General features: G+C 67.6%; 12 protein-coding genes and 1 pseudogene. 4 read left to right on the forward strand and 9 right to left on the reverse strand.

Annotated features, from left to right (window positions below; translation table 11 throughout):
• From AC1DWT_RS44390 to AC1DWT_RS44425, 8 genes are all read right to left on the reverse strand, one after another.
• On the reverse strand, positions 1-449 hold a 449-nt coding region (locus AC1DWT_RS44390), incomplete at its 3' end, for a DUF2252 family protein (RefSeq protein WP_477925697.1).
• Positions 450-1,174: 725 nt separating this feature from the next.
• Complete coding sequence (locus tag AC1DWT_RS44395) at positions 1,175-2,113, reverse strand: SAM hydrolase/SAM-dependent halogenase family protein (protein ID WP_241031243.1); 939 nt, start codon at positions 2,111-2,113, stop codon at positions 1,175-1,177.
• 367 nt (positions 2,114-2,480) lie between these two features.
• Positions 2,481-3,842: a wax ester/triacylglycerol synthase family O-acyltransferase gene (locus AC1DWT_RS44400; RefSeq protein WP_206012440.1), complete on the reverse strand. Its 1,362-nt coding sequence runs from the start codon at positions 3,840-3,842 to the stop codon at positions 2,481-2,483.
• Positions 3,843-4,613: 771 nt separating this feature from the next.
• Positions 4,614-5,129, reverse strand: a complete 516-nt coding sequence (locus tag AC1DWT_RS44405; protein ID WP_241031244.1) for a Clp protease N-terminal domain-containing protein — start codon at positions 5,127-5,129, stop codon at positions 4,614-4,616.
• A gap of 179 nt (positions 5,130-5,308) precedes the next feature.
• Positions 5,309-5,548 carry a hypothetical protein gene (locus AC1DWT_RS44410; RefSeq protein WP_206012441.1) on the reverse strand — a complete coding sequence of 80 codons (240 nt, stop codon included), beginning with the start codon at positions 5,546-5,548 and terminating at the stop codon, positions 5,309-5,311.
• Between the two features lie 212 nt (positions 5,549-5,760).
• Positions 5,761-6,270 carry a hypothetical protein gene (locus tag AC1DWT_RS44415; protein ID WP_206012442.1) on the reverse strand — a complete coding sequence of 170 codons (510 nt, stop codon included), beginning with the start codon at positions 6,268-6,270 and terminating at the stop codon, positions 5,761-5,763.
• A 231-nt stretch (positions 6,271-6,501) separates the two neighbouring features.
• Positions 6,502-6,966: a pyridoxamine 5'-phosphate oxidase family protein gene (locus AC1DWT_RS44420; protein ID WP_095863944.1), complete on the reverse strand. Its 465-nt coding sequence runs from the start codon at positions 6,964-6,966 to the stop codon at positions 6,502-6,504.
• Between the two features lie 307 nt (positions 6,967-7,273).
• Positions 7,274-8,329, reverse strand: coding sequence for a zinc-binding dehydrogenase (locus AC1DWT_RS44425; RefSeq protein WP_477925702.1), 1,056 nt, complete (start codon positions 8,327-8,329; stop codon positions 7,274-7,276).
• A gap of 485 nt (positions 8,330-8,814) precedes the next feature.
• Between AC1DWT_RS44425 and AC1DWT_RS44430 the strand changes: the two genes are divergently transcribed.
• From AC1DWT_RS44430 to AC1DWT_RS44440, 3 genes are all read left to right on the forward strand, one after another.
• A complete protein-coding gene (locus AC1DWT_RS44430; protein WP_477925704.1) occupies positions 8,815-9,378 on the forward strand; it encodes an HD domain-containing protein in 564 nt (187 codons plus the stop codon).
• 833 nt (positions 9,379-10,211) lie between these two features.
• Positions 10,212-10,706 carry a hypothetical protein gene (locus AC1DWT_RS44435; protein WP_206012444.1) on the forward strand — a complete coding sequence of 165 codons (495 nt, stop codon included), beginning with the start codon at positions 10,212-10,214 and terminating at the stop codon, positions 10,704-10,706.
• A gap of 93 nt (positions 10,707-10,799) precedes the next feature.
• Positions 10,800-10,994 carry a hypothetical protein gene (locus AC1DWT_RS44440; protein WP_206012445.1) on the forward strand — a complete coding sequence of 65 codons (195 nt, stop codon included), beginning with the start codon at positions 10,800-10,802 and terminating at the stop codon, positions 10,992-10,994.
• Between the two features lie 103 nt (positions 10,995-11,097).
• Here AC1DWT_RS44440 and AC1DWT_RS44445 read toward each other — a convergent pair whose 3' ends face one another.
• Positions 11,098-12,003, reverse strand: a complete 906-nt coding sequence (locus AC1DWT_RS44445) for a nucleoid-structuring protein H-NS (protein WP_206012446.1) — start codon at positions 12,001-12,003, stop codon at positions 11,098-11,100.
• A gap of 1,065 nt (positions 12,004-13,068) precedes the next feature.
• On the opposite strand from AC1DWT_RS44445, the pseudogene AC1DWT_RS44450 reads away from it, so the two are divergent.
• Positions 13,069-13,329, forward strand: a pseudogene (locus AC1DWT_RS44450) (hypothetical protein); the annotation flags it as partial.

The following is a 13,329-nucleotide window of genomic DNA, read 5'->3' on the forward strand; positions in this document are numbered from 1 at the left end:
CGGCGCAGGTCCCATTCCCAGCCGCCGGGATGCGCCTCGTCGAAGTCGTTCAGATCCAGCACCAGGTCGCGCTCCGGTGAGGCGTAGAACCCGAAGTTGCCCAGATGCGCGTCCCCGCAGATCACCGGCCGGATTCCGGTCGCCGGCAGCCCGGCGAGGTCCTGGGCCATCACGATCGCGGTGCCGCGCAGAAAACCATACGGCGAAGCCGCCATCCGCCCCACCCTGACCGGTATGAGCGATTCCACCCGACCCCGGTGCGACACCCCGATCTGATCCACCACATCGGGGCGATCGTCCGGTGCGCGCCACTCGCCGAGCGCCGACCGCGGTGCCTGCTTGCGCAGGCGTTTGCCGAGCGCGTACCGCTCCGCCCGCGGCGTGGCCCGGCGGCGCAACGACGCGAACGACTGCCCGTCGATGGTGGGCACCACGATGTGCGCGTCCACGGTTACTGCGCGCCGACGTCGAGGATGGGCCGACCACCACGGCGTGCAGCTTGTCCGGGTTGGTCGCGTTGCGCATCAGACAACTCGGTCACCGTCTCTTCGCTATGAGGAGTAAGGATGCATGCAGCATATCGACGGGTACCTGACACTCGCAGCGAACGGTCGCTAGCCGTCCACCGGTTGCCGGGGCATTGCATCACGTGACGGCCGGGTGCGGTCGGAGCGGCCGTTCGCGTCGCTCGCGGCGACGCCCTGGGAGGTAAGCGCGTCATGGTGTTCGAGAGATTCTCCGATCAAGCCCGTCACGTGGTCACCCCTCGCCGCCGGCACCCACCACCAGAACCGACGTCGACACCGAACACCTGCCCGCCCCAGATCCTCGACGCCAACCGCCCCGGAGCGACAACGCTGCCCTCATCGGGTGCCACCGCCCCCGCACCGACAGCAACCTCGAGGGCCTCAGCGCACCGACGGGCCCCGCCCCGGCCGCCGGGCACATCCCATTCACCGGCGACAACGCAGAAAGTCCTCGAGGGCAGCCAGCGCCAAACCGCCTGCTCGGGCACGAAGAAGAGGATCGGCACCGACCACCTTCCTCCTGGGCCCTGCTCGACGACCCCGTCTCCACCCGGCGCTCAGATCCTCACCAACCTCGCATCCCTGCGCATCAGYGAGATGCGCGAGCAAGGGGTTCGCCGGGCTGCAGGACTCGACGATCTGCCGGTTCACCGTCGGCGAGCGACGGAGAGCCGATCCGCCTCGCCGAGCCGCTCGACCGCCGAGCCGCAGTTCACGGCCACCGCCACGTGATCCGCCGAGTCAATCACCACGAGCAACTCACCCGACCGCACGTCGGCGAATGTGTGGGCGACGGTGGCGGGCACCACGGCTCCCTCGGCCCGGATCGTCACGTGATCACCGCGCCGTAGGCCCGCGGCAGCCAGATCCGTTGCCGTCGCTGCGAGCTGGATGTTGCCGAATCGGTCGACGGTCAGCACCTCGCTGCTGAGTTCGCCCGGTACGGCGCAAATTTCGGGTGCCCTCAGGCGCGCGAGCGAGTCCGGGTCGATCGGGGGCCCGAACCGCTCCGGCGCCACACCGACGGCCAGGTGGGCGGCGGCCGGCGCGAAGATGTCTCGACCGTGGAACGTCGCGGACACCGTGCTCAACCGATAGTCGGGTGCGGCAAGCAGGTACGCGGAGCGGACCCCGCCCAGCGCCTCGGCCGCCGGTAGCAGCAATCCGTTGTCCGGGCCCACCAACACCCCGGCGTCGGTGACGACCACGATCGGGCGGCGATCGGTGCCCACGCCCGGATCGACTACCGCCAGATGCACGGAAGGCGGTAGGTACGGCACCGTCTGTGCCAGCACCGCCGCACCCCACTGGAGGCGCTGCGGCGGCACCGCATGGGTCACATCGATCATGCGCACACCCGGCGCGAAGCGGGCGATCACGCCGTGGCACGCCGCGACGAAACCGTCGGAGAGCCCGTAATCGGTGGTGAACGAGATCCAGTCGTAGCCCACGTCGTCATCCCGTCCGTTGTTCTCGGTCCGCGGTGCAGTGATCGGCCCCGGCCACTCGACAACCACGTGATCGGGAAGGATTGCCCGCGTCCAGGGAAGCAAGCGTGCGTTCGGGCCGAACGCGAAGTCCATCATGCCCCACACGAACAGGGAAGGCGTGGGCCCGAGCGCGGCCGGCACCTCTCACGCGAGGCGCTCGAGCATCGGGCAACGCGCACGCTTGCTGCTCGACGCGTGCACCGAGCGCATTCGAGCACGCCGGTTCACGGTTCCCTGGCTCGGCCGACACTCCCCCGAGGCGCCCATTGCTCTCTGCCGTGCCGTGGTGCGCAGTCCCCCTGAATAGGGGGTGCGAAGGCCCGGGTCCGAACCGAAATAGACGGCGGTTGACGTGCACCAGCGGATGCCGTCGTCGGATCGACCGAATTCGGAACACCCGCACCGGCGCGCCGACAACCCCACCCCATTTGCGATGTTCGCACGGCATGGTCTCGCCGGTGATTCAGTTCCGGTACAGCGACGCCTCGAGTGCCTGCAGCGTCCTGGCCACTCCGTGGGCGATCACATCGACCTCGGGGCATACGGCACTGTCACCGACGACGGTGATCGTGACCTGCCCCGCGTACGAGAGAGCACCGACACCCACCGCGATGTTGCCCATCAGGGCCACCACCGGGATCATCTTGCTTACGCCAGCCCCGAGAAAGAAGAGCGGGGCGGGTGGGCCGGGCACGTCGGCGACGTAGGTGTTCATCATCCGTTGACGAGGCAGCATCGTCAGCGCACTCCACCGGACGATCGGGCCGCCGACCACCGCTCCGAGGCGAGGACGGACAGCCCGCTTGCGGGTGGCGGTGTCGGCGGCTATCGCCGCCAGTCTGCGGACGGGATCGTCGATTCCGAGTGGGAGCGGCACGATCATCTGCCCGAGCACATTGCCGCGCGCCGGCCCCGGCAGTTCCCTATGCAGCGACACCGGCACCACCGCACGCAACTCCAGGTCGTCCGGCTCCCCCCGACCGCGCAGCAGCTCGCGCAGGCCACCGGCGAAGGCGGTGAGCAGAACATCATTGATCTTCGCGCCGTACCGATGAGAAATATCGTGCATCGTCCCGAGTTCGACATCGACGACCGCGAATTCACGAGCAGGACCGATTCGCCGATTCAGACTGCTCCGCGGCGCCCGCCCCTCGGCGACCATCTTCCGCGCCGATGACCACGTACCCCGAACACGGCTCACGATCATCACCGGACGCGGACACGCCGTCAGCATCCGAACGATCGCGGCCCGGCGGCGACGAAGGTTGTCGACGACAAGCTCCGTCACCGTCGGCACCGGTGCCGGGATCCACGGCTCCACAGCAGGTACCGCGCCGTGGGGTGCAGCGTCGAACAGGGCACCGAGCATGGCCACCCCGGCCGGGCCGTCGGCAATCACGTGGTGGACCCGGAGATAGATCGCGGTCCGGCGTCCCGCCGGCTCGGGTACGAACCACATCTCCCACAGCGGTCGGGACCGGACGAGCGGACGCCGACGCAACTCCTCGACCACCGCGAGAAGCCGCGCCTCGTCAGCGTGATCGGCAGGCGGGACGGCATGCACGTGGTCGCGGATATCGAAGGCGGCCGCATCCACCCACAGTGGCCGTCCCAGACCCCACCGAGGCACGAACACGATCTGCCGCAGGCGCGGCACCAGCGCCAGCCGCGCCTCGATCGACGCCTGTACCTCCTCGATCGGGAATCGGCCGTCCGTGTCGACGAGGTCGCCACCGTCGAGCAGGGCCACCAGGCCGATGTCCTGCGGCCATCCGGCCTCGTCCGGCCACAGGGTCATCACGTCCTGTGCGGTCAACCGCTCCATGAGTCTCACCCGATCCGCGCCGGAACACCCCGGAAACGACGCCGGACCCGCCCGCGCCTCCTCACTCCAGCAAACCAGATCACCCAGACCTAGGACGGTCCTTCGGAAATCGGCGACGTCGTGACGGCAGGACCCCGTCACCGGACATGTCAGCGAACCCACGCGTCGACTTTCGCGGTCGATCAGCGCCACCCCGACCGCGTGAGCGAATTCTCATGCCTGCCAGATCCGGTCGATCCCGACCCTTCACGGTTCAGCGGGCGGCACAGGCGTGCAGGAGTGGAACGCCGAGGGTGACGACACCGAGGGCGATCCCGGCGAGCGCGAGCACGGGCGGCGCCAGGGCAGGGCCCCGTCAACACCTGCCGAGCAGGGACAGCACCGATGACCTCGACGGCGTGGCGGACCGGGACATACGAAGAGAAATCTCGCTGACCCGTGCCCGGATATCCACCGTGAAGTTCAGAGACCCGGCCCTCCTGGTCAACGGCTGCGTGGACATTCGAACCGTCGCAGTCGAGGAGCAACTTTCCGTACGCTCGCCGCACCGGCGCGTCCTCGTCGAAGATCACCGGCAGCACCACATCGTCGGCCAGGTGGAACGGGAAACGAACGAGCCGGTAGACGGCCCGTACCAGCGCTCACACCCCGGCGCCCGGTCCCATGCTCCGATCGTAACGCCGCCCTGGGCCGCGTCGAGGATCCGGTCTCGCGTCCAGGCGTCGAAGGGTTGGCCGGCCGCGGCGACGCACAGTGCATGTCCGGTGTCGGTCAGCCTGAGGTTGGTGACGTGTGTCGGCTCCAACCCCAGCTCTGCGGATATCCCTTACTCGTGCCTTCTCGGAGGATGTGCTGACGCAGTTGGTCGAAGTCCACCGGTAGAACCTCGCCGAGCAACCGTGCGCCGGTCGATTCGCGGTCGTCGACGAGCGCGAGGAGGATCTGTTCGGTGCCGATGCGCTCATGGCCGAGTAGAGAAGGCTCGCGCAGGCTCTGTTCGAGGATCCGTCTGGCGTGCCGGTTGAACGGGATGTGCTCGGATCGGGCTGGCTCGCCGTAACCGGTGGTGAGCCGGCTGTCGATGACGGCCTCCGACACGTCGAACGATTCCAGCGCTCGCGCCGCTGCCCCGTCATCTTCGCGGATGAGGCCCAGCAGGATGTGCTCGGTTCCGAGATAGTCGTGGTGGTGGGCCCGGGCCGTTTCCGAGGCCAAGACGACGGTGCGCCGCGCTTGGTCGGTGAACCTCTCGAACACCGTTGCTCCCATCGGATGTGGCCGCTGCACGCGGTTACCTCATGTCCCCGTTGTGTACACCAACCGCTGGACCGGGGCGGGGTGTCTCCGTCGCCCACCCGGTGGGCCGCAGCAAGGCACAAGCGGAGGAGTACCTTGACGAGGCTGCGGGGATGCGCACGACACCCGCCTGACCAGGATAAGTAGTGTCATCGGTACTCCCCGACCCGCTACGTGAGCCTGATGATGACCCGGGAGCCGGCGGCCAGCTTCTGGGCATACGTCGTCAACTCGGGATCGGTGATCGCCGCATCCGTCGCGTCCTCCCACGCCTGCGCCACGCGACGTCTCGTCTCCTCGACCGACTTGCCCTTGCATTCGCGCTGTAAACGATCCATCACGCGTTGCAGCGTTTGTTCCACTGTGGCTTTCGCGACCTGCTCGAACTCGCGCTCGTCGAAGTCTGACACGTGTGGTCTCCGTCGTTTGAGCCCTGAGTGCGAACTCCGGCTCGGTACCTCATGGCCATGATCGACGAGACGTCGCGACGGCGATAGAGGAGATCGGCCCTGACCGCTGGTCTGTCGCCCTCGCTGCGGGTATCCGACCTCCTTCGAGGCAGGTCGGGGCAGGGTCATACCCGGCGAACCCTCCTGTCACCGAACGTAACCGGACAGCCGACTCAGCTGCTGCCGAACATGTCGCCGAACGGGTTGGACTCGCCGAGCAGACCACCGAAAGGATTCGATCCGCCGAACATGTCGCCGAACATGTCGCCGAACGGGTTGGACTCGCCCAATAGACCACCGAACGGATTGAGTTCGTTCTCGTCCTGCTGATCGTCCTGGTCATCGTCCCCGCCTCGGGGGTGCTGCCCGTTCCGATCGACCTGCACAACCCCCGACACTGCGGCGGCCGCAGCGGGTGCTGCCACCGCGGCCATCGGAAACGCGGCAAGTACTCCGACGACGACGATCTTCGCCAGCAGACGCGACAGGTCATTCTTCTTCGCTTGTTTCAGCACGGTCGTACCTTCCGTCGCGCCGAAGAGATCGTGGTAGCGGTCCATGTCCTCAACCAGGCGGGGCCGTCTTCGAAAAGGGCGAAACCGACCAAGTTGTCGTGCTCGAATCGTGGTCTCTTCAGCGTGGCTGTTGTCGGGTGCGCCGCCGGGACACGGCGCAACTTCCACTACACGCCTCAAACCCTGATCCTTCAACTCCCCATGCGGAACAGCCCGGGTCCAGCTGATCGGGCTCCCTCGCCGCCACCCGATCACCCACGCCAGTGCGTGCGGACGGCAATCGAGCGGATTTGGCGAACGAGCTCGGCTCCATCTGCGTGTCAACAGGTTCCGTTGCCATCGCACAGAGAAACAGTGAGTTTCACCTCCAGGTCGACCGGTAGCGTGCAGTCCACACAGCTACTCCGGAGGCGAACGTCGCACATTCGAGAAGGGCGTATGCCAGATTGTCGGGTCGACGACCGGAAACCGGCGGCCAGTCACCAGTGTGGGAACGAGTCTGACGAACAGGTTCTTCGCCCCCGCCTGCCACGGAAAGAGCGGCAGATCCACCGTGTCCATCAACTCATCGATTTCACGGATCCCCTCGGCACGTCCCTTGATCACCACGCTCCACGCTTCGTGCGCCGGCGCCTCGTAGCCGTCGACTTCCAGCGCAACCGGCGCATCCGACAGCGCAGCGGACACTTTGGTTCCTCTCCCGGACCTGAACACGATGGTTCCACGATCGACCGCATAATTGAGGGGAAAGATATCCGGGTGGTCGTCCACCCACACGGCGAGACGGCCAACACTCTCGGTACGAAGCAGTGCCCAACATTCGTTGACAGCAAGTTCCCTGACACTTGGCTCATTGTTTCCCATTGCCTTCGCCTCCTGTCATGGCATGAGAGGAACGGGGCCGTCGCGTTCCGGCACGGCGATCCGGCTCACCAAGAATCATCGTCGCTGTCTCGGCTCTTCGCGACGTATCCGCCCCTATCTGCTGTCGGACACACAGAGGTGCGGTGCCATACGACCTTCGGCCGGGGGGCCGGGGCGCGGTTCGTGTGCCCGACCTGATTCGACGTCCAACTCGTCCAACTCGTCCAACTCGGAAGCGCTGCATCAGCGCATCCTCGTAGCCGGACGCCGCAGGTCGGCCGCCTGCCGTGTGGCCGCCGACGCGACGTCAGGCGTTGAGCACAACCTTGAGCGCCTGCGTCTCGGCGGCCCGGCCGAACACGTCGTAGGCCTTCTCGATGTCGCCGAGGTCGAAGGTATGGCTCACGAACAGGTCGGCGGGCAGGGTATGTTCGGCGACCATCTTCAGCAGCGTCGCGGTGGTGTCGGTGTTCACCAGGCCCATCGCGATGGTGATGTTCGAGATCCACAGCGTGTCGAGCGGCAGCGGCACGCCGGCGCCGTGCACCCCGACGTTGGCGAYGTGCCCGGCGGGTCGGACGACGTCCAGACACATCTGGAAGGTCGCCGGAACCCCCACCGCCTCGATGGCGACGTCGACGCCGAGCCCATCAGTCAACGCCATCACCTGGTCCTTCCAGTCGTCGTCGCTGGACAGCACCCCGTGTGTGGCGCCGAATCGCTTCGCCTGTTCCACCCGGTTCGCGTCGAGGTCGACGGCGATCACCTTCGACGGGCCGTACAGACGCGAGGTCATGATCGCGGCCAGCCCCACCGGCCCCGCGCCGACGACCACCACGACGTCGCCGACCTTGACATGCCCGTACTGCACGCCGATCTCGTGACCGGTCGGCAGGATGTCGGACAGCATCGCACCCTCCTGCGGTGTCACCCCGTCGGGCAGCCGATACACCGACGTGTCAGCGAACGGCACTCGGACGTACTCGGCCTGCGTGCCGTTGATCAGGTGCCCGAGGATCCAGCCGATGCCGGACGCACCCTCGTCGGCCAGGCAGTGTGAGAACACCCGCTGCTTGCACATATCGCAGTGCCCGCACGCGGAAATGCAGGAGATGATGACCCGGTCGCCGACCTGTAACGAGGTGACCGCCGAGCCGACCTCGGTGATCGTCCCGACGCCCTCGTGGCCGAGGATGCGCCCGTCCTGCACCGCGGGCACGTCGCCCCCGAGGATGTGCAGGTCGGTGCCGCAGATGGTGGTGGTCTCGATCTTGACCACCACGTCCGTTGGCTTCTCAATGGTGGCGTCGGGGACGTCCTCCCACGCCTTCCGGCCGGGACCGTGGTAGATCATTGCCTTCATCGGTGGGCCTTTCGACTGTGGCCTTCTGCGGCGGGCCCTCGACGGTGACCGCCTAGGGCCGCCTCCCGTCAGCGAGCGAGACGGGGTCTCGGACGGATCGCCGGAACTGCCCACTCGCGCTCGCCGCTGCGGGAAGTGACGCGAGGCACCGAAATCACCCCGCTTGCGATCACCCAGCTTGCGGATCAATCCTATTCCGACGTACGCGCGCCGCACACCGGATCCAACGTGAACGGAATTCGCGGTTCGCTGTTCTTCTCCACAGGGATCTCCCGGCTGCAGGCCCCCGCCACGCCACCGTCCGTCGGAGGCGCCCGGCGATGCACTCGCACCGGCGCCTCGACTGCAGGTCCGCCCCCGCCGAGGAGAAGCGGCGAACCCCGTCCGGAGGCTGTCGGCGCGAGATATCGTGTGAGCCCGACACCAGGACCGCCTGTGCGGTGGTTCGCCCGGGTGCCGATCAGCGCCATGCGGGAGGTGTGGTCATGGCCGAAGATGCGACATCGTCACCGCTGGCGCCCCGCGCCCAGGCGCTGACACTGCGCATCCTGGCCCGCGACCGCGTGCGCGTCGACCACAGCGCGTCTGTCGCCGCCCACGCGCTGGCGCTCGCACCCACGGTCCCCGCCGCCGACCGGGACACACTGGTGGCCGCCGCATGGCTGCACGACATCGGCTACGCCACCGAGCTGGGCGAGACCGGGTTTCACCCGCTCGACGGCGCCCGCTACCTGCAAGCCCAGGGGTGGCCGGCCCGAGTGTGCGACCTGGTCGCTCATCACTCCGGCGCCCGGTTCGTCGCCGCCGTCATCGGCCTGGGCGAGCAACTGAGCCGGTTCGGCTTCGTCGAGGACGCAGTCTCGGAMGCGCTGACCGTCGCCGATCAGACGACCGGACCACACGGCGAGGCGGTGAGCCTGGACCAGCGACTGCGCGAGAAGCACGACCGGCACGGCCCCGACTCCGCCGCCGCCCGCGCGCAACCGCAACGCGACCCCTACCTGCGGGCCGCCGCCGACCGAGTCGAGCAACGCCTGCGGCTGCACTGAACCCGCCGCCTGGTAGCGGAGACCGGCACCGGCCCAACCCCGCCCGCCGCCCCCACGGACACGAGCCGCGATCCATGCCTACACCCGCAACTCCTCAGCCTCACCAGTAGCGCTGCCCCGCACCATCTTTTCCCGATCGGCCATCGACGTCCCGTTGCCCTGTCGAGCCCCACACCCGGCAATACGCTACCTCCACCCCATCTCCGGCGTCGCTCCCGCACACTCCCCTCCGGGCCTGCCCAGAAAGGAGCGAGGTCCGCGCGGTCAAAGATTCGGTGACACGAACCCACACGCCCAGAAGGCCACCGACCCCATGCCGCCCTATTGCACACCGCAACCACCGACATCCCAAGTATCCGCGGCCTCACCAATTCACACAGGCAGACAATGTCAGAACCTATTAATTAGTGTTAGACATATCGGCAACAGTTGAAAGCCTGCGCAGATGGGCGGCGAACCTCGATTCGACCTCGGGGGTGAGGGCGAGCCCGGTTCCGGGAACCGCGGTGTAATCGGCCAATGCGGTCGGTCGGGCCATCGGCCCGCGATCCGTCCCGGAAGGGGTGATCGGCTCCTCGTGCCCGACCCGCGCCACAACCTCGAACCCGCCGGCGGACTCCACGGTCGCGATGCCGTCGTGACCCACACCCGGACCCGGGGTTATCCGCCGTCTCCGGTACGCCTGACACCACGTCCGGGTCGACTACAGTCCATTTTCGGCGGGCCGAATTTTGGCAGATCGTCCTGTCATGTCACCGATCGACCGAAGAGGGCTCGCCGCCCAAGGTGCCGAGGTGACACCTGATGTCCAGCCCCACAGCAGGAGAGCGAAGATGAGTGAGTCCCCAAGCGAGTCCAAGGTCATCGACAACGTAACGAGGCCCCTGTACGCCACGGTCGGTGCCGGCGATGCGGCCGTCCAGGCCGTTGCCGATGCCGTCGCCGAGGTGCGCCAGCGCGCCGAGCACACCGGCACCGAGGTATCCGGGTGGTTCGAAGACGCCCGGGAGCGTGTCGGGTCACTGCCCACCGATGTGCAGGAGCGGATCGAGGCCTTCCGGCAGCGCCTCGCCGGTTTGCCCTCGGAACTGCCCGGATGGGCGCAGGTGCGGGAGGCGTTCACCGTCGAGGAGCTGCGCAAGAATTACGACGAGTACCGCAAGGGTGCCGTCGACCTGTACGCCGACCTCGCCGAGCGGGGCGCGGGGACCGTCCAACGGCTGCGCACCCGCCCGGGCGTTGACGAGCGCACCGAACCGGCCGACGACGCCGCCGACCGGATCGACGAGGCCAACGCTGCCCCCGCCGAGAAGGAGACGACCCGCTGAAACACCCCGACCCCGATCCCGATCCCGGGACCATAAGGTGGGTGGTACCGAGCCGCCCTCGCGCCGCACCTGCGCGAGGGTGGCTCCCGCACTATGGCCGCCCGCAGCGGGCCCGACGTGGCACAGGCCCGGGCAATCCACGAACGCATCGCCGGCGATCTCGACGGGCCGACCCGCGACGGACTGCTGAACCGGTCGGCCCGGCTCCCCCGGTTCGGTCTCCGCCCGGCTGGGGATGTGCAGGGATTCGGTCGAGGACGCGGCCTGTGGCCTACCCGCCTCACGTGATCGGCCGTCCCGTCAGAGTGGTGCATGGATTCGATTGGGGTGGCAGGTTCCCCGAATAATGAACACCGAGTGGGACCGAAGACCTCGCTGGAAGCGATCTTCACTATTCGGGAGGAACCCCAGTTGCCTTGGCACCTCTCAGGGCGGACCCGGTCGGTTTGGCGGTTGCCTTGGCGGCAGCGGCCTTCTTCGCGGGCGCCTTGGCGGCAGCAGCCTTCTTCACGGGCGTCTTCGCCGCAGCAGCCTTCTTCACGGGCGTCTTCGCCGCAGCAGCCTTCTTCACGGGCGTCTTCGCCGCAACAGCCTTCTTCACGGGCGTCTTCGCCGCAACAGCCTTCTTCACGGGCGTCTTCGCCGCAGCAGCCTTCTTCACGGGCGTCTTCGCCGCAGCAGCCTTCTTCACCGGCGGCACCCCGGACGGCACCGATTTGGCAGTTGCCTTGGCGGCCACGGCCTTCCTCGCGGGCGCCTTGGCCACCACGGCCTTCCTCGCGGGTGTCTTCGCGGCACCAGCAGCCTTCTTCACCGGCGGCACCCCGGACGGCACCGATTTGGCAGTTGCCTTGGCGGCCACAGCCTTCCTCGCGGGCGCCTTGGCCACCACGGCCTTCCTCGCGGGCGCCTTCGCGGCACCAGCAGCCTTCTTCACCGGCGGCACCCCGGACGGCACCGATTTGGCAGTTGCCTTGGCGGCCACAGCCTCCTTCGCGGGCGCCTTGGCCACCACGGCCTTCCTCGCGGGCGCCTTCGCGGCCGCAGTCTTCTTCACCGGCGCCACCTCAGACGGGGTCGGCTTTTCGGCAGCAGCCTCCTTCACGGGCGACGCCTGCTCCGACTCGGGGGTGGTGCTGATCTGGGGTTCCCCCTCGAGTCCGGCCTTGGCACCCTCCGATGCTTTCATCTGTTGCCGCAGCTTGCTGTTCGTCCAGGACCAGGCGCCCTCTCCTGCATCCCGAAGAACCCCGACTGCATTTCTGGCGGCGCGCGCGGCGCCGCTGATAACGTTCATGGCCAACTCAGCCAGCCTTCCGCAGTCACGGCCGCCGACGCACAGGCGGCCTCCTCGGACGTATCCATCACCGGACAGACTAACCGTGAATGGCAGTCAACGAGCGACCGGCGGATTGTGCGGTGCATATCGGTAAGTAGTGCGGCTGACACAAACCGCCGTCTTTCGCCCAGTCTGATGCACCCGTCGACATTTCGTTGACCGCGCCTCCGGTTGGGCGCGACCACCGATATCCGACACCACCCCCACCGAATACTGCGCCGACGGTCGTCGCACACCGACAACCCGTCGGTGGACGTGAGCGATGAACCAGGACTGTCGGATTCGGCGCCGACCAGTCCGCCACCGCGACCGTCCGTCGCCTGACGTCCCGACAGAAAGCAGCCAGCGATCCGGGTCACGCACCGGGCACTCGCGCACCACACGCACGGCGTGGTCTCAGGACTCGTGATTCGTGATCGTGATTCGGGGTCCCAACACCACGGCTCGAACTGATCGCCATTGAAGAGGCGATGGACACCGATGTCGTGTTCGTCGACGTCGAGGAGACGATGGTGGACAAGCACCGTGCCCGCCGCAGCCATGCCTACGGCGTACACGCTACATCCGAACGAGGTCATCGGGGAATTCGGCGAGTTCGGGGAGCGCCGATGTGCACGCGAGGACCGCGTGACGGGGCGCATCTTGTGTGTGGGCGCCCGGGCCGATCGAGGCATCCGAGTAACCAGGCAGTGCCGGTGCGCGATCACTCGAAACCTGCGCACCGAACGCACGTCTGAGACGTCGATCAGAAGGCCGCACGGCGGAACGAATGGCCCGCCGTCCGATCACCACTCGCTCTGCACGCGCCCGTTCCGACCGAGGAAGGCGGACACCCGTTCGACCTCCACCGGGTCGAGCGAGCTGCCGGTGCGTGCCCTTGCCCCACACGGTCTGGCGGAGAAAAATTGGGTACGCAGTGGCTGCGGCCGCGGGCCGTCGACGCCCGCCGGCGGTGGACCGCGACAAGTCGGCCACCGTTGCACTCACCGAGGGGACCTGTGTCCCCGCGGGAGGAGGTTACTGATGTTCATCCAAGTCATCCAGGGAAAAGTTGCCGATCAGCCGCGGCTGCGCGAATGCATGGATCGATGGAACGAGGAACTGCAACCGGGGGCCACCGGCTACCTCGGCTCCACCTCCGGCACCCGCGGCGACGGCACGTACATCGCCCTGGTTCGGTTCGACTCCGAGGAGGCGGCCCGCCGCAACAGCGAACGTCCCGAGCAGGGCACCTGGTGGGCCGAGACCGAGCGGTGTTTCGACGGCCCGGTCACCTTCATGGAC

The sequence above is a fragment of the Rhodococcus sp. P4_B6 genome, assembly GCF_056402215.1.

Coding starts and splice junctions, on each gene's coding strand:
- AC1DWT_RS44400 (WP_206012440.1), bottom strand. CDS start 3,842: ATGGAGCGGTTGACCGCACAGGACGTGATGACCCTGTGGCCGGACGAG.
- AC1DWT_RS44395 (WP_241031243.1), bottom strand. CDS start 2,113: ATGATGGACTTCGCGTTCGGCCCGAACGCACGCTTGCTTCCCTGGACG.
- AC1DWT_RS44440 (WP_206012445.1), top strand. CDS start 10,800: ATGGCCGCCCGCAGCGGGCCCGACGTGGCACAGGCCCGGGCAATCCAC.
- AC1DWT_RS44435 (WP_206012444.1), top strand. CDS start 10,212: ATGAGTGAGTCCCCAAGCGAGTCCAAGGTCATCGACAACGTAACGAGG.
- AC1DWT_RS44445 (WP_206012446.1), bottom strand. CDS start 12,003: ATGAACGTTATCAGCGGCGCCGCGCGCGCCGCCAGAAATGCAGTCGGG.
- AC1DWT_RS44420 (WP_095863944.1), bottom strand. CDS start 6,966: ATGGGAAACAATGAGCCAAGTGTCAGGGAACTTGCTGTCAACGAATGT.